The 22149-nt window shown below is 47.4% G+C and carries 17 protein-coding genes; 13 read left to right on the top strand and 4 right to left on the bottom strand.

The window, feature by feature from the left end:
- Window positions 1-19 precede the first annotated feature (19 nt).
- The 4 genes from pyk (at window position 20) to NO559_RS04905 (ending at window position 4467) form a co-directional block, all read left to right on the top strand.
- A complete protein-coding gene (gene pyk, locus NO559_RS04920; protein ID WP_258330683.1) occupies window positions 20-1465 on the top strand; it encodes a pyruvate kinase in 1446 nt (481 codons plus the stop codon).
- 37 nt (window positions 1466-1502) lie between these two features.
- Window positions 1503-2024 (top strand): DUF523 domain-containing protein, encoded by a 522-nt coding sequence (locus NO559_RS04915; protein WP_258330682.1) that lies wholly within the window; start codon window positions 1503-1505, stop codon window positions 2022-2024.
- A 93-nt stretch (window positions 2025-2117) separates the two neighbouring features.
- Window positions 2118-2498: a toxin-antitoxin system YwqK family antitoxin gene (locus tag NO559_RS04910; protein WP_258330681.1), complete on the top strand. Its 381-nt coding sequence runs from the start codon at window positions 2118-2120 to the stop codon at window positions 2496-2498.
- A gap of 250 nt (window positions 2499-2748) precedes the next feature.
- A complete protein-coding gene (locus NO559_RS04905) occupies window positions 2749-4467 on the top strand; it encodes a hypothetical protein (RefSeq protein ID WP_258330680.1) in 1719 nt (572 codons plus the stop codon).
- Between the two features lie 3 nt (window positions 4468-4470).
- On the opposite strand, the gene trmB is transcribed toward NO559_RS04905, so the two are convergent.
- From trmB to NO559_RS04885, 4 genes are all read right to left on the bottom strand, one after another.
- On the bottom strand, window positions 4471-5103 hold the full coding sequence (gene trmB / locus NO559_RS04900; protein ID WP_258330877.1) for a tRNA (guanosine(46)-N7)-methyltransferase TrmB: 633 nt from the start codon (window positions 5101-5103) through the stop codon (window positions 4471-4473).
- A 106-nt stretch (window positions 5104-5209) separates the two neighbouring features.
- The gene (locus tag NO559_RS04895; RefSeq protein WP_258330679.1) at window positions 5210-5584 is read right to left on the bottom strand and encodes a DUF423 domain-containing protein; all 375 of its coding nucleotides are present in this window, start codon (window positions 5582-5584) and stop codon (window positions 5210-5212) included.
- A gap of 101 nt (window positions 5585-5685) precedes the next feature.
- A complete protein-coding gene (gene rpoH / locus NO559_RS04890) occupies window positions 5686-6534 on the bottom strand; it encodes an RNA polymerase sigma factor RpoH (protein WP_258330678.1) in 849 nt (282 codons plus the stop codon).
- 417 nt (window positions 6535-6951) lie between these two features.
- Window positions 6952-7803 (bottom strand): LuxR C-terminal-related transcriptional regulator, encoded by an 852-nt coding sequence (locus NO559_RS04885; RefSeq protein WP_258330677.1) that lies wholly within the window; start codon window positions 7801-7803, stop codon window positions 6952-6954.
- Between the two features lie 278 nt (window positions 7804-8081).
- Between NO559_RS04885 and NO559_RS04880 the strand changes: the two genes are divergently transcribed.
- From NO559_RS04880 to NO559_RS04840, 9 genes are all read left to right on the top strand, one after another.
- Complete coding sequence (locus NO559_RS04880; RefSeq protein WP_258330676.1) at window positions 8082-9506, top strand: aminotransferase; 1425 nt, start codon at window positions 8082-8084, stop codon at window positions 9504-9506.
- Window positions 9507-9658: 152 nt separating this feature from the next.
- Window positions 9659-11161, top strand: a complete 1503-nt coding sequence (locus NO559_RS04875; protein WP_258330675.1) for an aldehyde dehydrogenase family protein — start codon at window positions 9659-9661, stop codon at window positions 11159-11161.
- A gap of 175 nt (window positions 11162-11336) precedes the next feature.
- Window positions 11337-12692 (top strand): aldehyde dehydrogenase family protein, encoded by a 1356-nt coding sequence (locus NO559_RS04870; RefSeq protein ID WP_258330674.1) that lies wholly within the window; start codon window positions 11337-11339, stop codon window positions 12690-12692.
- Between the two features lie 114 nt (window positions 12693-12806).
- Complete coding sequence (locus tag NO559_RS04865; RefSeq protein ID WP_258330673.1) at window positions 12807-13646, top strand: LuxR C-terminal-related transcriptional regulator; 840 nt, start codon at window positions 12807-12809, stop codon at window positions 13644-13646.
- 93 nt (window positions 13647-13739) lie between these two features.
- Window positions 13740-14918, top strand: coding sequence for an MFS transporter (locus tag NO559_RS04860; RefSeq protein WP_258330672.1), 1179 nt, complete (start codon window positions 13740-13742; stop codon window positions 14916-14918).
- Between the two features lie 28 nt (window positions 14919-14946).
- A complete protein-coding gene (locus tag NO559_RS04855) occupies window positions 14947-15861 on the top strand; it encodes an MBL fold metallo-hydrolase (protein ID WP_258330671.1) in 915 nt (304 codons plus the stop codon).
- A 184-nt stretch (window positions 15862-16045) separates the two neighbouring features.
- Entirely contained in the window at window positions 16046-18379 is a 2334-nt protein-coding gene (locus NO559_RS04850; protein WP_258330670.1) for a TonB-dependent receptor, read from the top strand.
- 62 nt (window positions 18380-18441) lie between these two features.
- The gene (gene speB / locus NO559_RS04845; protein WP_258330669.1) at window positions 18442-19401 is read left to right on the top strand and encodes an agmatinase; all 960 of its coding nucleotides are present in this window, start codon (window positions 18442-18444) and stop codon (window positions 19399-19401) included.
- A gap of 347 nt (window positions 19402-19748) precedes the next feature.
- The gene (locus tag NO559_RS04840; protein WP_258330668.1) at window positions 19749-22133 is read left to right on the top strand and encodes a TonB-dependent receptor; all 2385 of its coding nucleotides are present in this window, start codon (window positions 19749-19751) and stop codon (window positions 22131-22133) included.
- Window positions 22134-22149: the final 16 nt, after the last annotated feature.

Here is a 22149-nt window from a genome sequence, read left to right as displayed (position 1 = left end):
CCCCCAACTGGAGCCACCTTTGAACAAAAGAACCAAGATTGTCGCCACCCTAGGCCCCGCCACTGACAAAGACGATGTATTAGAGCAAATCATTCTCGCTGGCGTGAACGTGGTGCGTTTGAATTTCTCTCACGGTAATGCCCAAGACCACATAAAGCGGGCGCAACAAGTAAGGGCACTGGCCAAAAAACACCAGCGCAGTATTGCCATCTTGGGCGACCTACAGGGTCCCAAAATTCGTATCTCCTGCTTTGCTAATGGCCCTATAGAGTTGGCCGTAGACGACCACTTTGCCTTAGATGCCAAGCTGGATCGCAACGCCGGCAACCAACAGGAAGTAGGCATAGACTACCAAAGCCTACCCGAGGACTCCGCCGCTGGCGACCGCCTACTGCTAGACGATGGCCGCATCGTATTAGAGGTGCTATCGGTGGCCAACAGCCGCATAGAAACCAAAGTACTGGTAGCTGGCACCCTCTCTAACAACAAGGGCATTAACCGCCAAGGCGGTGGCTTATCCGCCGATGCCCTCACCGAAAAAGATTTTGCCGATATTAAATTAGCCGCGCAAATAGAGGTGGATTACTTAGCCGTATCCTATGTACGTTCCGCCGATGATATAGCGCAGGCCCGCAAGCTACTGCACCAAGCGGGTGGTGATGCCGGCCTAGTCGCCAAAATTGAGCGCTCGGAAGCCGTTGCCCACGATGTGCTAGACAGCATTATTCGCGCCTCAGATGCGGTGATGGTGGCCCGTGGCGACCTGGGGGTAGAAATAGGCGATGCCGAATTAATTGCTGTGCAAAAACACATCATCAGCCGCGGCCAAGAGCTTAACACCCCGGTGATTACTGCCACCCAAATGATGGAATCCATGATAGACAGCGCCCTGCCCACCCGCGCCGAAGTATTCGATGTCGCCAATGCGGTATTAGATGGCACCGATGCGGTAATGCTTAGCGCCGAAACCGCAGCGGGCTCCTTCCCTATAGAGGCCGTAGAGGCCATGAGCCGTATTATTATGGGGGCCGAACGCCAGCCGCAAACCCAAACCTCCAGCCATCGCCTGCATGAACACTTCGGCGCTGTTGATGAAGCCATCGCACTGGCGGCCATGTATACCGCCAACCACCTGACCGGGGTGAAAGCGATTATCAGCCTGACCGACACCGGCAAAACCCCGCTGATTATGTCGCGTATTAGCTCCAGCCTACCGGTATTTGCCTTTACTAATAAGGCCCGTACCGAATACCGCGTGGCACTGTACCGCGGTGTTATCCCTGTCACCTTTGATACCTCGGCAGTGGCCCCAGCTGAGATGAATCAAACCGTGGTTAATGAATTACTGCGTCGCAAACAGGTTAGCCCTGGTGATTTAGTCATCATTACCAAAGGCGATTTTATTAATGCCCATGGCGGCACTAACTCCATGAAGATAGTAAAAGTGGGGGCCATAATTCATTAAATGGCAGTAAAGCTTTGTTAATCACTAGGTGACCATAGTGAATTTAGGCCAACCCATTATAGGCATGAGTAGCTGTTTGCTAGGGCAGGCGGTGCGCTACGACGGTAGCGATAAAAATCAACCCGACTTACTGGCGGCACTTAGCGAGCACTTCCAGTTTCAGGCCTACTGCCCCGAAATGGCTATAGGCCTGGGGGTACCTCGTGAACCCATACACCTAGTAGAACGTGACGGCCAAATCCGTTGCGTGGGTACCCAAACTGCCAGCTTAGATGTCACCGATGCGTTACAGCAGCTGGCGCAACAACACTATGCCCAGCACCTACAATTATCGGGCTATATTTTTAAACGTGGCTCCCCCAGCTGCGGCAGTCGCAAGGTAAAGCTTATTAAAAATCAGCAATTGCAACGCACTGCCGTAGGGCTTTATGCCGAAAAATTAATGGCTAACTTCCCACAACTGCCCGTGGCCGACGAAGATCAACTACAACAAGCTGAGCAGCGCGATCAATTTATCGCAGCGGTTTATGCCTATCACCGCAGCAAGCTGCAGAGCTAAACTATCGAAGGGGCTTATTTTTCGTTATAGTAAGGCCCACGCGGCCATCACCGCCCAGCTCATTTATCCATCAACAACAATGAGAGTTGTACTTTGAAAGCCATACACTTTTTCACCCGCCTAATCTCTGTGTCACTGCTATGCGCCCATATTCACGCTCAAGCCCAAGCTGACTTCAACTGCCCTGAAGGCACTAAAAAAATCGGCGTAGCACCACCTAGCGGCACCCAGGTAAAATGCCTTAATGAGCAAGGCGAGCGCCACGGCCCTTTTTGGATGTGGTATAGCAATGGCCAGATGATGCAGGCCCTGCAATTCAAAAATGGCCTAGAGCACGGCAAACAACAGGCCTGGTTCCCCAATGGCAACCTTATGATGGAAGGCGTTAGCATTGATGGCAGCCGCAACAAAGGTTTCAAATACTTTAATTACTACGGCGAGCCTGTAGACATAGAGTTTAAAACCGCGCCATAAGCGCTGCTTTTAGCCTTATCCCCCTGTATTTTATAAAATACCTGCTACATTAATAGCAGGTGTTTTTATTACTAAGGCTGGCGCTTAATCAACACCACAGCCGCAATAACAACAATAAAAGCACCCCGTATATAAGCCTGTTAATACCCTATAGGCTCAGTAAAAAACTATTCAAATAGGCTATAACCCTGCAAAGCCTCTCTCTGTGTAGGGCACAGTATTTATGTAAAGGTATAGGGAACACCCTGCAATGCTACAACTTAATGAATCTGGATTTTTGTACTACTACCTGCTTAGCATATTAGTTTTAGCCACGCTGATGATTATGGTAATCATTGCTCATAAAACCAAAATCCTGCAAAAGACCAAACAACTATTCAGCAAACAAACAGCTAGTGGCTTACACACCGAGCCCTTTCTACAACGCGAAATCGAGCGCACTAACGAACTCATTACTAAGGCCAGCAAATCCAACAAAGAGTATCAAACCCAAGGCCTGACCCTGCGTAAAGACCTGCTATCTATAGAGCTGGAAAATTTAATAGACAAAGGCCTAGAGCTGTCCGACTTAAAGAATATTAATTACAAGCTAGTCACTTATTTACGCGCTAAAAACCCGCCTAAAACAACCACCAACCCCTTGCTCTCCGACAAGTCAGATTTTCAATTAAACAAACTAAAAGAACAGCTAGCGCTACAAAAAAACATTACTAAAGAGCTTAGGGAAAAATACCTAGGCAAAGAAGAGGCCATTAAAAAAATTGATAGCCTCAACGAAAGTAACAATATTACCCAGGTGCAAACCAGCCTGTCTGAAACTCGCGAAGCTTTTGATAAATTAACCATTAATGAAAACGCCGAAAAAGGCAAAGCCCCCGACAAATATAATCGCGAAACCATTAGTTACCTTATCTCTGACATCAAAGAAAAATACAGCCATTCATTAAAAGAAATTGCCAAACTCGCTGAAAACAACAATGAAAAGCGTAAGCTTATTTTGCACCTGGAATCTGAGCTTTCAAAAAACAAAGGAGGCGATAACGGCTTATCGGATGAATTGGTAGAAAAATTAAGAATACAACTGCGCGACTCCGAACTATGCACCGCCACTTTAGAATACGAAACTGAACATCTGCGGCAACAGCTGCTAGAGCTAGAGGTAGATGACAACGTCAAAGCCGAATTAGCCGCCGAAGTCAGCGCAGCCGTAGAACTGCCCGAACAACACAGTGAAAATATCAATTTTGATGGCTTGGCGGGCGGTGAATTTTCCAGCGCCTTAGCCGAGGGCTTACAGCATATCACTGACGCCAGTACTGAAAAGGCCATACTGGAGGCTATTTTAAAAACCGCTCAACGCATTAAACTTAACATCACTATACTCTGTAAAGACGATGATGAGCATCACTGGCTAAATGCCGATAACAACGTTAACAAAGATATTAAAGAACTGCTTAGATCCGCCAGCGACCATCAAGACCAAGCATGGACGGATAATAATAACGGCACCATTTATAAAAGCGGCCCTTTATACTGCTATATACAAGATATGTATTACAGCTCAGCACCGGAGTATTTATCACAACTATCCAGCCTGTTTGTAGTCGCATCGAGTATTATTAATCATCTGCGGCTACAGGCTCAGTCTGAAGAAAGAAAAGAATTTCTAAGCTCACTAACCAGTAAAGCAAAGTCGTCTATAGACTCACTCGATGAGCAAAACCGCTACCTTTCTGAGGAAGGTAAGGCGATAGTGGATGAGTTCTTGGATAATTTAAATAGCTTTACCGGCAACCTCACAATGACAGAAATTCAAAGTGATATGTTTACCGATATAGAGCATGAATTTAAAACCCGCATGGATTTATTATTTGTTGCTGGCAGCACTATGGATGAGGAGTTTATCAACCTTATCAACATGCTGGATTCAGAAATTACCAACACCGAATCCGCCAAAGCAACAGCCTAACACTCAGCCTTGTTTCTCAAATAATAAATCCCAAACACCGTGACCTAAACGCTGGCCACGCTGTTCAAATTTAGTCAAGGGGCGATAATCGGGGCGTTCAGAATAACAAAAGGGCTGCGCTTGATTAGCAAAACCTTCGGCAGCACTCATCACCTCCATCATTTGCTCGGCATAGTGCTCCCAGTCGGTAGCCATATGGATAATGCCACCCACTTTTAATTTGGCGCGTAATTGCTGTACAAACTCCGGCTTAATTAAGCGGCGTTTATTGTGGCGCTTTTTATGCCAGGGATCAGGGAAATAAATTTGTACGCGGTCTAGGCTGCTATCGGGTATACACTGCGCCAACACCTCTACCGCATCGTGGCAAAACACCCGTATATTCTCTACGCCCTGCTCACCCATTAAATGCAGCAGGCGGCCCACACCCGGAGTATGCACCTCTACCCCTATGTAGTTGCTTTGTGGGGCAGCGGCCGCCATGGCCACCAATGAGGAGCCCATGCCAAAGCCTATTTCCAACACCACCGGGCCGTTGTTGCCAAATACGGCGGCCAAATCCAGCATACCGCCGGCTACCGTTAAGCCTTTGCTGGGCCAGTATTTATCGTAGGCTGCCTGCTGGCTTTCCGTCATACGACCAGTGCGCAGCACATAACTTTTAATCGGTTTGTGTTTAGGGTTGTTGGGGTCAGCGGGTCGTTTGTTGTCTGTCAAAATAAACTCTGCAACTCTTTCTTAACTACAAGGAGTGGTATAGGCCCATGGCCATGCTTAACCAGGCCGCGATAAACGCTAATCCGCCCAGCGGGGTAATCGCCCCCAGCCAACGTAAGCCTGTGAGCGCGAGTATATATAAGCTGCCCGCAAAAAGGCAGATGCCCGCAATAAATAGCCAGCCGCTAAACTGCAAATAGCGGGAACTTGGCCACTGCAATAACAGCAGCCCCACCAGCGATAGGGCCAACAGGTGATAAAAATGATACTGCACCGCGGTGTGGTATATCGCCAACAGGTCGGGGGCTAGGCGGGTTTTTAAGGCATGAGCCCCAAATGCCCCTATAGCCACGGCTAACAAGCCGTTAAAAGCGGCGATAATCAGAAATGTTTTGGCCATTGCTGCCTCGTTTGCCGCAGGTAACGGCGTTAAATGATGACTTTGCCATAGCCATAAAAAAACCGCCTACTGGGGGCGGTTTTTAAGCATCACTGGCTAAATTATAGCTCTATAGAGCCTTTTAACTTTTTCATAGCATTGGCCTCTAGCTGGCGTATGCGCTCAGCTGATACGCCGTATTTATCCGCCAACTCATGCAGCGTGGCCTTATCTTCGTTTAACCAACGCGCTTGCAGTATATCGCGGCTGCGCTCATCCAAAACATTCAGGGCGGCCAGTAACTGGCGCTGGCTGTTCTCTTCCCAATTGCTGTCTTCTAACTGGGCTGCGGGGTTAGCGGAGTGATCCTCTAGGTAATGAGCGGGGGCGACAAAACCGTCCTCTTCATCATCATTGCCCATATCAAAGGCCATATCGGTGGCCGTTAGACGACCCTCCATACGCAGCACTTCTTTAAGGTCTACGCCTAAATCATCCGCTACAGCCTGTGCCTCGTCGGCAGTGAACCAAGCTAAGCGCTTTTTAGAGCTGCGCAGATTAAAAAACAATTTACGTTGCGCCTTGGTAGTGGCGACTTTCACTATGCGCCAGTTGCGCAGCACGTATTCGTGCATTTCGGCTTTAATCCAATGCACCGCAAAGGACACCAAACGCACACCTTTTTCGGGGCTAAAGCGTTTAACCGCCTTCATCAAGCCCACATTACCTTCTTGGATCAGGTCGGCCAATGGTAGGCCATAGCCTTGATAAGATTTGGCGATATGTACCACAAAGCGCAGGTGCGACATTACCAGTTCACGGGCTGCCTCTAAGCTTTCATGATAAAACAGCTCTTCACCCAGCTCTTTTTCACGCTCGGCCGAGAGTACAGGAAAGCTATTAACAGTCTGCATGTACGCATTGAGATTGCTCCCCGGTACTAAATGTACAGTCTGTAAGGCTGTTGACATGGTTTACCTCCAAAAAATCAGTGCCCAATACTATCACCCCTAGCTTAGAGCGCCAAGGGGAATAAAGTTCCTCCCCAGAAACCACTAATACAGTGTAATGCAGCCTTAACTAATGGCTTTGAGGCGTATCAAACAAGCGCAAAAATAGTGCTTTATGCCCCTTATTTCAAGGGTTTCAATAGTCAAAAAGGTAAAATAAAAAACCCCCGATCGCGTACGACCGAGGGCTAAAGGTGAAGAGACCATAGATGGGTAATTATGAGTCGCACAACAGACAATCCCTGGTTGAGCCACCACTCAAATCTATAAAGCTATATTACCGCGCAGGCTTTTTTAAACAATAACCCCTAAGGGGTAGCCAAATAACAAGCTAATGACCTGCCCAAACAACCTCGCCCAGAGCTTTACCCTAAAAATCTAGCCGGGAACCTTTAAATAATCTACCAGCGGGTCACGAGTGCAGTTATCATCTATACAGGACAGCGAGTCTATAAAGAGGTGGAATAGCTCGCTTTGCGAGCATATATCCAGCTTGGCGTAGGCATTTTTACGGTGCAGCTTGACGGTATTAATAGAGATATCCAGGTGTTCAGCGATAGATTTGGCCGAATAGCCTTTCAATATCAGGTGTATCACATGGGTTTCTCGGCTGGTTAGCAGTGAGGTGCCAAATAGCTCTAACACCTCGGCCATCATTTTGTGTAGCGGCCGCTTCTCTTCGGCTATGCGGTTAATATGCTGGCGCAAATACTCTTTTACGGCCGCAGCAACCACCGGCTCTATCTGTTGCAGCAGGGCTTTTTCCTGAGCGTTAAACTCCGGTGAGCTTTCAAAGCGAGTGACCGAAATATTAATAAAGCTCTCGCCCTCACCCTCAATTAAATAACCTGCTTCATCCAGCATGATGGATTGGGCATGATAAATGCTGTACAGCTCACTGTCATAAAAGCCATCGGGGGCAATCTCCACAAAGCTGTAGTAACCCCACTGCTGGCGCCTAGCCGCTTGGAAGCAAGGGTCCAGCACATAGGCGCCATTAATATAGGATTTTTCCAGTAGACTAATTTCCGTTTGCGATGAGCGGCCATGCAAAATAACCGGGGTTTGGCCACGCATAAACAACAACACCATAAAATCATCTATGGCCACTGCGCCGCCGATTAAATCGGCCAAACAAGGCCAAAAAGCATCACTGCCCAGCGCCGATATCACCGCCGAAACACGCTCTAGCCAAGGGCTAGTTTTATCAAAGGCCTGTACTTCACTCATCGCTTAACCGTTCACTTAGATGGATAGGTTTCATTAAACACTATTATAGGTAAGTTGTAATATAAGACATCAAGCATTTTGGCTGGCGCGGTGTTGCAAAAGCACCTATATACAGTGGCTAAAGTGTAAAAAGTTGCGGTTAACTTTTTACAAACTCCGTTAATAGCGGCGAAACACCAGTAAACGCATCACCCCTAAAGGGTATATAAAACCCTTTTAAACTCCTTCAAACTCATTTTCGACTTAATACATAACTCTTTTGTTTTACGGAGCAGACCATGTCTTCTAACAACTCGGCGGCCCACAAAGGCCAACTTAGTGCTGACGAAACCCAAGCTATTATCGATATGGATAGGGATCATCACCTGCACCCTTACCAGATCTTCGACGTATTCCCCGAAGAAGGTGCCCTACCTATCGCCAAAGGTGTAGGCTCATTTATTTGGGACACCGAGGGTAACAAATACCTAGACGCCGTAGGTGGCCTATGGTGCAACAACATAGGCTTGGGCCGCGATGAAATGGCCGATGTGATTGCCGAGCAAGTGCGTGAGCTGTCTTACGCCAGCCCCTTTGTAGACATGACTAACGTGCCCGCCGCAAAACTGGCTAAAAAATTAGCCGATCTGGCCCCCGGCCACTTAAACCATGTGTTCTTTACCTGTGGCGGCTCTACCGCTGTAGATAGCGCCTACCGCACCGTGCAAATGTACAATAACTGCCGCGGTAAAAAAGATAAGAAACACTTTATCTCACGTAAAGACGCCTACCATGGCACCACTTATGCGGCTATGTCTTTAGGCGGCAAAGCTGGCGACCACCCCGACTTTTTCGACTTTAAGTCTGACGACATCCACCACTTAAGCTCACCTAACTACTACCGCTACGGTAAAGGCTTATCTGAGCAAGAATTTGCCGACAAACTAGTGGCCGAATTTGAAGCCAAAGTTGAAGAGCTAGGCGGTGCCGACAAAGTGGCAGCCTTTATTGCCGAGCCCATCATGGGTGCTGGCGGTGTGGTTTTACCTCCCGCTAACTACTTAAAGCGCATCTGGGAAATCTGTAAAGCCAACGACATACTGTATATCTCTGATGAAGTGGTAACTGGCTTTGGCCGTTTAGGCCAGTGGTTTGCCTCTGAATCCGTCTTTGGTATCGTGCCCGATATTATTACCTGTGCTAAAGGCCTGTCTTCCGGCTACTTACCCATAGGTGCGATGATTTTCTCTGATGCCATTTTTGAAGGTATCTCACAAGCCGACCAAGGCTACTACTATGCCCACGGCTACACTTACAGCGGCCACCCGGTTAGCTGTGCCGCGGCACTGAAAAACATAGAGATACTGGAAAACGAGAAGATCTTAGAACACGTGCGCGACGTAGGCCCCTATTTTATGGAGCAGCTCAACACCTTGCGTGACCTGGACATGGTGGGTGACGTGCGCGGTTCGCACCTAATGGTGTGCGTGGAATTGGTTAAAAACAAAGAGACCAAAGAGAACTTCCCTGAAGAGCTGGATATAGGCAAGCAAGTATCTAACGAAGCTGACGCCATGGGCTTGATTGTGCGCCCCATCGTTAACCTCAACGTAATGTCACCACCACTGGTGCTCACCAAAGAAGAGGCCGACTTTATTGTTAGCACTCTACGCAAAGCAATTATTGATGCGGGTGAGAAAATGAAAGAGCAGGGCCACTGGTAACTAAAACTTTACTTTTTATTACACAAAAATACAAAACACCCCATATATGGTGGGGTGTTTTGTTCTAGCCCTGCCGTATAATCCCCTCTAAACTGCTACACATCTTTTAAACAAGATGTAATCCCCATACAGATTAATAAAGAGAGCCCATTATGGATGCCATAACCCAAGCTAATATAGACAAATACAATGTCACCGAAGAAACTCGCAACTTTCTAGGCAAACACCACAAAATGTTTATCAACGGTGAGTTTGTAGAGTCTGCCAGCGGCCAGGTTTCCACTATAGAAGACCCTGCCAACGGCGGCGAACTGATCACCGTTACCATGGGCAACGAAGCTGACGTAGACGCTGCCGTAGCCGCTGCCCGCCAAGCCTTTGAAGACAGCGAGTGGTCACGCCTAAGCCCCATGGACAGACAAGCACTGCTATTAAAACTAGCAGACGTAATGGAAGCCAACGCGCAAACCCTGGCTGAGCTGGAAAGCCTGGACGCCGGTAAAGCCATTAGCGGCTGTATGCCCGTAGACATCATGGGCTCTATAGACTTTTTGCGTTACATGGCTGGCTGGGCCACCAAAATAGACGGCGCTACCCGCGACGTTTCTACCCCCGATGCCTTTGGTTACACCCTTAAGCAACCGGTAGGTGTAGTAGGCGCTATCGTGCCTTGGAACTGGCCTTTAAACATGGCCATGTGGAAACTGGCCGCGCCCTTAACCGTAGGCTGTACCGTAGTATTAAAGCCTGCTGAAATCACCCCCATCAGCATGCTGTACTTCGCTAAATTATGCCAAGAGGCAGGCCTACCTAAAGGCGTAGTTAACATAGTAACCGGTAAAGGCAGCACCGTGGGCAGCCACCTAGCCGCTCACCCCGGTATTAACAAAGTCTCTTTCACTGGCTCTACCCCTGTCGGTAAGATTGTGGGTAAAGCAGCGGTAGAAAACATCACCCACGTGACCCTAGAGCTAGGCGGAAAATCGCCTATGGTGGCCTTTGATGACGCCAACATCGCCGATGTTGCCGAAAGCTGCATCAATAGTGTGTTCTTTAACTCTGGCCAAGTGTGTAGTGCAGGCTCACGTTTATACGTGCAGCGCGGCATTTACGAAGAGACCGTACAAGCCGTAGCCAAAGCTCTGGACGATGTAGTGATCGGCGATCCGCTAAACCCAGAAACCACTCAGGGCCCGCAAATTTCTAAAGCCCAATTCAACTCGGTAATGAACTACATCAATATCGGTAAAGAAGAAGGTGCGCGTTTAGTCAAAGGTGGCGAAGCGGTTGATCGCCCAGGCTATTACATACAGCCCACCATTTTTGCCGACACCACTAACGACATGCGTATAGTGCGTGAAGAAATCTTTGGCCCCGTATTGGTCATCCAACCTTTCGACACCGAAGAAGAAGCCATGCGCTTAGCTAACGACAGCGATTTTGGCTTGGCGGCCAGCGTCTTCACACAAGACATCAGCAGAGCCCACCGCTGTGTTAAAAACCTACATGCCGGTGGCGTTAGCGTTAACACCCATGACGGCGGCGACTACAGCCTGCCCTTTGGTGGCTTTAAGCAGTCGGGCATAGGTAAAGACATGGGCCCCGAGCAATTGGCTTATTTCTTAGAAACCAAAACCGTTTTTATCAAGCTATAAACGCGCGATAAATGCTGTGACTGCAAAAAAGGGGCTGATATTTCAGCCCCTTTTTTATGCCCGGAAACAGTCTTATTATACCCCTTTCGCGTTAGACGGTTTTTTCAGCAACAACGCTATACTCAAAGCTGGCGCTTTCAGCTTAGACAATAACAAACTGCAACAGGAGTACACCGTGAGCCAAACCATTACCGAAATGCTAGACAAAGCACGCATCGCCCTACAGGGCATAGAGCACTATACACAAGAACAAATCGACGCCTTAGTGCGCGCCGTAGGTAAAGTCGTTTTTGATAATGCCGAAGAGCTAGCCATAGACACCTATGAAGAAACCGAAATGGGTAATATCAAAGATAAAACCCTCAAAAACCAAGGCAAGTCGCGCAATGTTTGGAATTATCTTAAAGGCAAAAAATCGGTGGGCATCATAGAACCCAAAGATGCCCAAGGCATTATCACCATTGCTAAGCCAGTAGGGGTAGTGGGTGCGGTTATCCCCACCACCAGCCCGGTGATGACCATTATGTGTAACGCCATGTTTGCCCTTAAAGGCGCTAACAGTTTAATTGTGGCACCGCATCCGCGCGCAAAAAAAACCACGCTTAAAGCCGCCAATATGATTAACGCCGAGCTTAAAAAATTGGGCGCGCCGGATAATCTTATTCAGTGCATAGCCGAACCTTCACTGCCCTTAACCAACGAGCTGATGTCCAGCGTAGATGTGCTGGTAGCTACCGGCGGCCCCGCCATGGTGGCTGCAGCCTATAGCAGCGGCAAACCCTCTTTTGGTGTAGGCGCAGGCAATGTGCAAACAATTTTTGATGACAACATCGACTACCAGCAAGCGGCGGGGAAAGTCATTACCGGCCGCGCTTTTGATAACGGCATCATCTGCTCTGGCGACCAAACCGTTATTGCGCCACGTAAAGATTTCGACAAAGTGATTGCCGCCTTTAAAGCCAATGGCGCTTTTTACATTGACGACCAAAACACCGTCGATAAATTCCGCAATGTTATTTTTGAAAACGGCTACAATACTAAAGAAGTAGTAGGCCAAAGCGTGCAAACCATCGCCAAACTGGCTGGTGTAGACGTACCGGAAGATACCCGCGTGATTATGCTCAAATCCAATGGTGCGGCCGACGATGTATTACGTAGCGAAAAAATGTGCCCAGTACTCGCTGCCTTTGAATACGATACCTTGGACGAGGCCATCGCCATTGCTCGCGCTAATTTAGAGATTAAAGGCAAGGGCCACACCTGCGCTATACACTCCAGTTCTGAACAAAACATTGCCAAGATAGGCCTATCCTTACCCGTTAGCCGCGTAGCAGTGAATGAGCCTGGCTCGTTGTCGGTAGGCGGCTCACTGAAGAACGGTTTTATCCCCACCGGCACCTTGGGTTGTGGCTCTTGGGGCAATAACTCGATTTCTGAAAACTTTAATTACAAGCACATGATAAACACCCAGCGTATAGGCTTTACCCAAGAAGACAAATACGTGCCCAGTGATGAAGAAATTTGGGGCTAGTAGTAAAACAACGTGTTTAGCAAACGGCCCATGATGGGCCGTTATTGTTTCGGCTGCCGCTTTATTTATGCTAGGGTTAGTCCATTACTACCTTTTACCCTATGAACCTAGCCCATGCATAATCAGCAGCAATGCTTAAACCAACTAGGCAACGTCGTTGCCAGCTTAGGCAGCGACACCTTTTACCCCGCGCTGTGCCAAGCCTTTTCCTGTTTTGAGGAAGTCAGCGATTTATTATTTTTATATTTTTCTGATCAACAACGGCCACAATGCATTTACTCCAATGTTGACAGTGAAGAGCACTACGCTCTGCAAGTCAGCAGCTATATTAACGGCCCTTATATTTTTGACCCCTATTATCAAGCCAGCCTACAAGGCATAGCCAATGGAGCCTACCGTTTAAAAGATATAGCTCCCGACAACTTCAAAAAAACAGAGTTTTTCCGCCATTATTATAAAGCCACCCATGTCACCGATGAGCTGAGCTATGTTGTGGCCTTACCCCATCATCAACACCTACACTTTTCCATTAGCCATGCACGCCCAGGCAAAAGTTTTAGCGTAAAAACCCTACGCTTTTTAAATAGCATTAGCCACCTGATTACCGAGCTGCTTAGCAAACACTGGTTATTGCAAGATAGCCATCACTACCCCGACCAAAATAATAAAAGTAATCTTAATCAAGCTCTGCAACAGGCACTAAAAAACTTTGGCAGCACCCTGCTCACCCCCCGTGAGCACGATGTTTTACAGCTAGTGCTACACGGTCACTCTAATAAGGCTGCTGCCGAGCGCATGAATATATCCTTGGCCACGGTTAAGCTACACCGCAAACGCATTTATCAAAAATTAGATATTAGCTCGCAGGCGGAGTTATTTTATTTATTTATTGATGCCCTATCTTCTGCCAAAGCCTCAGATAGCGGCGATCCACTGCAAGCCTATATGACTTAGCGCAACTACTAGCCGCTATCCCAAGTGGGTATAGCAACTCTGCGCAAATCACATACACTGTTAGACTTAGCTTAAAAATAATAGTGTATGCCCATGCTGAAAGCCTTTATTCAACGTTTTAACCCCAATGGCAGCCTTAGCCTGCTACTCATAGGCCTAATCGGCACCATAGGGCTATATTCGCTAATGATACTGCCCATATTGGTAGGGGCTTATATAGACTACTTAGGTTTTGACGCCGATACCGCTGGCTGGGTCTCCTCTATTAATTTGGCCGGTGTTGCCATTATCACCCTGATCGTTTCGCTTAAAACCAAGCACTGGCCACTGCATAAGGTGGCCAGTATAGGCTTGGCCATGATGGTAGTGTTTGATGTATTAAGCCTCTACTTTCATGACTTAAGCATTTTTACTGTGCTGCGCTTTTGTTCGGGCATGGCTGGCGGCGCCGCGATGGCAGCGGCAGGCGCGGCTATCGCCAGGCTTAGTCATTCAGAAAAAGGTTATGGCATTTATATAGGCTGCCAGTTTTTACTGCCGGCTATAGGGATGTATTTTTTAGCGGAGTCATTAGCCAGCATCGAGTTTAATGGCATGATGCAGATTATTATTGGCCTAGAACTACTGGCTTTAATCGCCACGCCTATCTTTATAAATTACCCTTTGCCAGCGGCTAACAATGAGCTGGATACACTAGAAACTAAATTAATTTTTCAAGCCCCGGCCTTACTCTCTCTTATTGGCTTAGGTGTTTACGGCGCAGCTACTGCCGCCATTTGGGCTTACGCCGATCGCATGGGCATGGACGCTAACTTAAGCGTGGAAGCCTCAGGCAATATTATCGCTATCATTACCGGCATTTCTGTTTTAGGTGCCCTGTTGGTAACGTATTTAAAAGACCGTTTTGGTTATATCAAACCACTTAGCGCCGGGCTTATCCTGCAAGTCATAGGCCTACTGATATTAATGACTATACACACACCCAGCGGTTACACCCTGGGCATAGGCATATTTTCTATGGCTTGGGCATTTTGCTGGCCCTACTTCCTGAGCATTCAAGCCGACTTGGATCAAACCGGCACCGTGGTAGTGGCTGGGCAATTCACCAATCTGGTAGGCAATTCAGCTGGCCCTGCTATAGCCGCATTTTTAGTAGCTGGCGGCCTGTATGGCCCCGCCATTTGGATGGCCTGCGGCTTAACTATATTGAGTCTAATCATTATGTGGCTAATACCCGCGGCCAAAGCAAAGCTGGCTATGACTACACCATGAACCATCATCTGTAAAAAGTGGGGGCAGTATGCTCAAATATTTTTTATGCTGTTTTTTTCTTGCCCATACGGCATTTTGCTTGGCTGAGCCACTGGTTGATGCAAAACCATCGACTACAAGCTTTTATAATAATGCCTTTGTGGTACATCAATTAAGTCCGTCATTGTATGCCATAGGCGAACCCAATTATTACCAAGCCAACTACTCCTACCTCATAGTAGGAGCAGAAAAAGCGTTAATGTTTGACGCTGGTGCAAACCTCCAACATGATATTACCGAAGTTATACGCACTATTACCGACAAGCCCGTTGCCGTTATCCCCTCTCATTTACATTTTGACCATTTGGGTGGCATCGCACGCTTCGACGAAATCTGGCTAATGAATACGCCCTACCTGCGCAGCTTTAAAAAAAGTGATGGACTGTTTCATATTCCAGAATCCGTGCACCTAGGCGCTGCCGAAGGGCTGGCCCTGCCACCCTTAAAAGTCAGCCGCTTAATTCAGCACATGGAAGTAATAGACCTTGGTGGTTTGCAAATAAAAGTACTAGCCACACCGGGTCACTGCTTAGATGAAATTGTCGTACACGACATTAGCAATAATATCCTGCTCACCGGCGATCATCTTTATCCCTCTTGGTTGCTAATGGGGAACCTAGACGACTACATAGCTTCTACCGACTTAATTATCACGCAGATAAACCCGCACACCCTGCTATACGGTGCTCACCCCGACGAGGACAGCAGCAAAATCCCTGCTATGGTTTATAGCGATGCCATCGATCTGCAAACCACGCTACATTCCATTAAAGCTGGCACCGCCCAAGGCCACCCCTATAAAAACGCTGACCTTATAGAGTCGTCTATTCGCTACCCCGTTAATAAAAATATTAGCATACTCACTGATATTACCATTATTGGTGGTGAATCATTTTCTTATTAAGCTTATCTGCTAATCAGTAATACTGATTTCGTTGATACTGGGCATAGCGTTTAAAAAACCTACCCACTTAGGATACTACTCTCTAAAAATTCTTCATGTAAAAATTTGGATTAGCGATCCATCAATAATCTTATTTTGATTTCTTGAGCATAAGAATAATTTTTATATATAGCGAGAGTGTCTAATGAAAGTGAATAAACATTTTTTACACAAAAGCATTATTGCCGCCACAATTAGCAGTAGTGTTTTTTCTACAGCGCAAGCTGCCGTACTAGAAGAAGTGATGGTTACCGCGCAAAAACGTGCGCAGTCGGTTAACGATATAGGCGTATCGGCCAGCGCACTGTCTGGCGATGGATTAAAAGCCTTAGGCATAGAGCAATCCTCTGACTTGGGCGCAATGACTCCTGGCCTAGTGACCGTTAATGCCACCTCTGGCGGCACCCCCATTTTTGCCATACGCGGCATAGGCTTGGATGATTTTAATGCCAACAATACCAGCGGCGTGGGTGTGTACACTGATGAGGTATTTGCATCCAGCCCCGTTTATTTAAGCGGCCAGTTATTTGATATAGAACGTGTAGAAGTCTTAAAAGGTCCTCAAGGTACCCTATACGGAAAAAACACCACCGGTGGCGCGATTAACTTTATCAGCAACAAACCTAGTGATGAATTTGAAGCCTCGATTGAAGCCGGTTACGGCTCGCATGAAACTGTTGACTTAACAGGCATAGTTTCTGGCCCTATCACTGACGGCATACGCGGCCGCATCGCTACTAACTATGTTAAAGCCGGCGAAGGCTGGCAAGAGGATGTGGCCACTGGCAAAGAATACGGCAAAATCGACAAGCTGGCTTTGCGCGGGCAACTAGCTTTTGATATTAGCGACAACGGTGACGCCTTATTGCGTGCTTATTACAGCGAAGATAATTCCATACCTGAATCGCCCCATAACGAAGGCGCCCAAGACGCCTTACTGTTAACTGATTTTGATGTGCTTAGCAGCCCAACGAATCCTAGCAAAGTTTCAGTGGGCGCTTTAGACATAGGCAAAGATGAGCAAGGCTCAGGGTTTGCTTTAACAGTAAATTACGACTTTGATGCCTTCCAGTTTATTTCTATCTCTTCTTTTGATCAGTATGAGCGCGTTGTACTAGACAATTATGATGGTCATAGCGTATCAACCATGGAATTATTTTTGGATGAAGAACTAGAGCAGTGGTCACAAGAGTTTCGCCTAGTGAGTAACAGTGATGGTCCACTCACTTGGGTAACTGGCGTAAATATCTCTTACGAGGAGGTAGTTGAAAACCAAGCATATTTTGACGACTCCTTTTTAGTAACCGACTCACTATTGAATGGCAGCTTTGACCCAGCCGACGCTGACGCCAATGGCCTCGATCGTTTCATCACCGCCTATGAGCAAAAAACTGACTCCTATGGTGCCTATCTTCATACCGAAACCGAACTAAACGATAGCTTTAAATTAATTGCCGGTATTCGCTACTCCAACGATAAGCGTAGCTTTGATGCAGCAGCCACTGAGGATATCTTTGGCGATATTATCCCCGTGGTTAGCCAAGATGAAAGCAACAGCGAAGATGCTATTACCGGTAAGATAGGCTTAGATTGGCAAGCCAATGACGAGCTATTAGTTTTTTCTAGCGTATCCACTAGCTATAAAAGTGGCTCTTATTATGGTGCGCCTATTATCGACAGCGATGCCTGGAGTTACTTAGAGCCAGAAGATATTTTAGCCTTTGAGCTAGGTTTCAAATGGTCATTGCTAGAAGGCAGCATGCAGCTGAACGGTTCTGTTTTTAAAATGGAATACGAAAACAGGCAATCCTTAATCACCTACACCGCTGATGATTTTAGTAACTATGTAACCGCTGCAGCGACATTAGACACTACTATGATCAACGTGCCTGAGTCAGAAACGCAAGGTTTTGAATTAGATGTTGAATGGCTCGCCACCGATCAATTGTCATTGCGCGCGGGTATAGCCTACCTAGATAGTGAAGTCACTAAATCACCTAGCGCTGCAGAGCTACGTGGCATTAGCGGCGACATAGCGGTTAACGGTAACGCCACCGGCGATGCCGATTTTAATGGCGCAATTGATGGCAGCGAAATCGCTTTTGTTGATGCCATTGGCGCAACAATTGACCAAGGCACTGTGTTAGCGCAATCGCCAAAATGGAGTTACAACGCGTCCGCTGCCTACGAATTTACTATTGGCAACAATCTTATTGCCCGTCTGCAAACCAGTTACAGCTGGGTGGATAAGCAATATGCTCAACTAGGCGACATTAACGCGCAATACGGCCAAGTGAAGGGCGCAAACGCGCAAGCCTCCATAGGCGCTGACGACGAGCGCTGGTTGCTGACGCTGTGGGGCCGCAATATCACCAATGAAGAATCGGAAACTTATTCTTTTTCGGGCTTCGCTGGCCGTACGGTTTACAGGCAGCAACCGGCAACCTATGGCATAACACTTAACTACAACTTCCATTAAAAGCCTGAGCAGGGCCTGCCCACCAGGCCCTATTTATTGTAAACAAAGAAAGAAAGTATTTTATGACTAAGCCAACTAACGACCTCGCCTTTACCCGTGAAGACCTATACGGCAGCACCCCCGAATCTACCTACGCTGGTGCCACCAGCTTTATGCGCCGCAAATATAGCCGCGACCTGCGCGGCGTGGATGTGGCCGTGTCTGGCATACCCTACGATCTCGCCACCACCAACCGCTCGGGCGCGCGTTTAGGTCCTAGAGCGGTACGCGCTGTTTCCTCTAACCTGTCGTGGGGCACGGTAATGGGCTGGGACTTCGATCCCTTTGACAGCTTAGCAGTGGTCGATTACGGCGACTGTGATTTTGACTTTGGCCGTCCCCACTTAGTGCCCGACGAAATACACGCCCACGCCCAGCACATATTGGCGCAAGACACCGCCATGTTGACCCTAGGCGGTGATCATTTTGTTACCTATCCCATAATTAAAGCCCATGCTGAAAAATACGGGCCTATCTCATTAATACATTTTGATGCCCACAGCGATACCTGGGAAGATGAAGACGGCCGCATAGACCACGGCACCATGTTTTACCACGCTGCCAAGCAAGGCCTAATCAACCCCGCTACCTCGGCACAAGTAGGCATGCGCATGGCCAACCCCGACACCCATGGCTATAACGTGTTTAACGCCAAATGGGTACACGATAACGGCATAGAAAAAACCGCCGCCGTGATTAAAGAGATAGTCGGTGACAGCCCCTGCTACCTCACCTTCGACATAGATTGCCTAGACCCCTGTTATGCCCCAGGCACTGGCACACCAGTGGTAGGTGGCCTGTCCACTCACCAAGCCCTGCATATTATTCGCGGCCTACAAGGCATCAACCTGGTAGGCATGGACCTAGTTGAAGTAGCTCCAGCCTATGATGTTAGTGAAATTACTGCCCTGGCAGGTGCCACCATAGCGTTAGATTTGCTGTGCTTATTTGCCGCTAACAAACAGGCAGGCCAAGCCAAATAAACCACACCTTTGCACGTCCTCACATCATCGTTAAATGATGATTTTTAACCAGCCAGGATTTTTAGCCCCTAGGCCGGTTTTTTTATGCCCTATAACTTTTGCTTGCAAAACTTCGCATTTATAAGCCTTGCCTGCTACTTTTGTTTATTAAATCGAACAAATTTTTACATTCTGCTTATATTAATTGCTCGACGATGTTAGTTACTATTTGGCCGTTATAAATAATAACTAATAATGTACTTTTACATACCAAATAGAAATAAAAGCTTATATTCGCTTCGCAATTTTAAATAACAGCAAGTCTGCGAACGAAAAAAGCCTTATAACTATTACAAGGGGATACCATTATGTTCCGCCGAAATAAAATTGCTCAGGCTATTTTAATCGCTACCGCAACCTCTGCCGCTACGACCAGCCACGCAGCGGGCTACCTAGAAGAAGTTGTTGTAACCTCCACCAAAAGCTTTGAAAGCATGCAGGATGTTGCCATCTCCGTACAGGCTATGGGTGAGGAAAAGCTAGAGCAGCTCAACATCAGCAATTTTGATGATTACATCAAATACTTACCCGGCGTAAATGCGGGCGGCCGTGGCCCCGGCCAGTCCACCATATTTATACGCGGTATGGCCACCGACTCCTCTGACCAAACCTCGGTAGAGATAGGCGCCCCCGTACCTAACGTCGCCTTATACCTAGATGAGCAACCGGTAAGTTCCACCGGCCGCAACTTAGATGTATACGCCGCCGACCTTGAGCGTGTGGAAGTACTACCCGGGCCACAAGGTACTTTATTTGGTGCCAGCTCACAGGCCGGTACGGTGCGTTTGATTACCAACAAACCGCAACTAAACGAATTTTCTGGTGGCGTTGACGTAAGCCTATCAACCACCAAGAATGGCTCAGAAAGCCATAGCTTTGAAGGTGTGGTTAACGTCCCCTTAGTAGAAGACAAACTTGCTGCCCGCTTAGTTGGCTATCGTGTGACACAGGGTGGTTTCATAGACAATGTCTATGGCGAAAGAACATTTAATGAAAATGACCTTTCCTTCCCCACAGGAGCTACAGCACTAACGGTAAACAACTCAAAGTTTGTAGAGAAAGACTTTAACGAAACTGTTTATACTGGTGCACGTTTAGGCATAGCCATGTCTATCAACGACGACTGGGATGCGTTGTTTCAATACATGAACCAAAAACTAGATGTCGATGGTGTATTTGACCACTCACCCGACTTTATCGAACAACTGGACCCAAACAGCAAAGGGGTAGGCGACCTAGAAGTTCAGCGCTTTTCGCCTGATGAAAACGAAGACAAGTTCCAACAGTACGGCATCACTATCAACGGCCATATTAATGACTTCGATTTAGTTTATGCTGGCTCATATTTGGATAGGGAAGTTAATAGTAGCTACGACTACACAGGCTATACCGCCATTGGTACTTATGCCGCGTATTATATTTGTAACTACCCAGCCTACACTGTGTGTGGCGACCCAACTCAAAGCGTCGATAGCCTAGTAGAAAATACTCGCCAAACACATGAATTTCGTTTCAGTTACATAGGCGAGCGCCTTAACACTGTAGCTGGTGTTTACTACGATGATGCCGAAACATCTGTAGACACACAATTTGTTATCCCAGGCTCTATCGATGCTGGTTTATTCCGTAATGCACCTCTATCTGGTGCCACCCAGTTTAAGTCGGGCTTGCGTCCAGCAGGAACAACCTTTATTAACGATGCTACCCGTAGCGAAGAGCAGTTGGCCGCATTTGGTGAAATAAGTTACGACATCGTTCCTGATTCTTTCTCCGCCACTTTTGGCTATCGTTACTACGACATTGAATACAACCTAGTTGGTTCTTCTAGCTTCGCATCTAGAGACGATGGTGATTATGGTCGCAACTACGATGAAATCTTAAAAGATGTTGCACCCGGTAAAGAAAGCGGCGACGTTGTTAAGGTTACCCTGGAGTTTACCCCCAACGAAGACACCTTGCTTTACTACACCTACTCTGAGGGTTTCCGCCCTGGTGGCTTTAACCGCGCTGAAGGCGTACCAGAAAGCTATGAAACCGATGAAGTAACCAGCCAAGAAATAGGTTGGAAGCTTGATATGCTAGACGGCAGCCTGCGTTTCAACGGTGCGCTCTACCATGTGGACTGGAAAGATATGCAAATTGGCGTTCTTGATATAGCCAACTTTGGTGTACTAACCTTTGTAGCTAACGCGGCTGACGCAGAGGTTTGGGGCCTTGAAGGCGATGTCAGCTACGCAGCTACTGAAGAGCTAACGCTTTTTGCTTCTTTCTCATGGAACCAAGCAGAAATGGCTTCTGCACCTACTTTAACTGATGACGGAACCCCTACGGGCAACCTGTTATTTATTGAAGAAGGTGAGCAGCTAGCTTTAGCCCCAGAGTTGCAATACAACCTCAGAGCGCGTTACGAAATGGCTGACGCCCAGTACTCACCTTATGCACAAATTGTGTATTCTTTTACAGATTCACAATACAGCTCAATTGTTGAAGCTAACCGCTATAAGCAAGATTCCTATATCGGTGTCGATGCCTCTATAGGTATGCAGATTAATGAATCTTTAGGTGTGGAACTATTTGGTGAAAACCTAACTGACGAGCGTGCTGAGTTATTTATTAACTCGTTAGATTCCGAATTACGTGTGACCACCAATAGGCCCCGTACTATTGGTATACGCATGGCTTATGACTTTTAAGCAAAGTCTGTAAAGA

The sequence above is a fragment of the Dasania sp. GY-MA-18 genome (genome assembly GCF_024734385.1).
Lineage (GTDB): Bacteria > Pseudomonadota > Gammaproteobacteria > Pseudomonadales > Dasaniaceae > Dasania > Dasania phycosphaerae.
This window is presented reverse-complemented; position numbering and strand designations above follow the sequence as displayed.

What these genes read in the sequence shown, in the direction of transcription:
- NO559_RS04840 (WP_258330668.1), top strand. Translation starts at nt 19,749, where the DNA reads ATGTTCCGCCGAAATAAAATTGCTCAGGCTATTTTAATCGCTACCGCA.
- NO559_RS04895 (WP_258330679.1), bottom strand. Translation starts at nt 5,584, where the DNA reads ATGGCCAAAACATTTCTGATTATCGCCGCTTTTAACGGCTTGTTAGCC.
- NO559_RS04905 (WP_258330680.1), top strand. Translation starts at nt 2,749, where the DNA reads ATGCTACAACTTAATGAATCTGGATTTTTGTACTACTACCTGCTTAGC.
- NO559_RS04860 (WP_258330672.1), top strand. Translation starts at nt 13,740, where the DNA reads ATGCTGAAAGCCTTTATTCAACGTTTTAACCCCAATGGCAGCCTTAGC.
- NO559_RS04855 (WP_258330671.1), top strand. Translation starts at nt 14,947, where the DNA reads ATGCTCAAATATTTTTTATGCTGTTTTTTTCTTGCCCATACGGCATTT.
- NO559_RS04850 (WP_258330670.1), top strand. Translation starts at nt 16,046, where the DNA reads ATGAAAGTGAATAAACATTTTTTACACAAAAGCATTATTGCCGCCACA.
- speB (WP_258330669.1), top strand. Translation starts at nt 18,442, where the DNA reads ATGACTAAGCCAACTAACGACCTCGCCTTTACCCGTGAAGACCTATAC.
- NO559_RS04865 (WP_258330673.1), top strand. Translation starts at nt 12,807, where the DNA reads ATGCATAATCAGCAGCAATGCTTAAACCAACTAGGCAACGTCGTTGCC.
- NO559_RS04885 (WP_258330677.1), bottom strand. Translation starts at nt 7,803, where the DNA reads ATGAGTGAAGTACAGGCCTTTGATAAAACTAGCCCTTGGCTAGAGCGT.
- trmB (WP_258330877.1), bottom strand. Translation starts at nt 5,103, where the DNA reads ATGACGGAAAGCCAGCAGGCAGCCTACGATAAATACTGGCCCAGCAAA.
- NO559_RS04875 (WP_258330675.1), top strand. Translation starts at nt 9,659, where the DNA reads ATGGATGCCATAACCCAAGCTAATATAGACAAATACAATGTCACCGAA.
- NO559_RS04880 (WP_258330676.1), top strand. Translation starts at nt 8,082, where the DNA reads ATGTCTTCTAACAACTCGGCGGCCCACAAAGGCCAACTTAGTGCTGAC.
- rpoH (WP_258330678.1), bottom strand. Translation starts at nt 6,534, where the DNA reads ATGTCAACAGCCTTACAGACTGTACATTTAGTACCGGGGAGCAATCTC.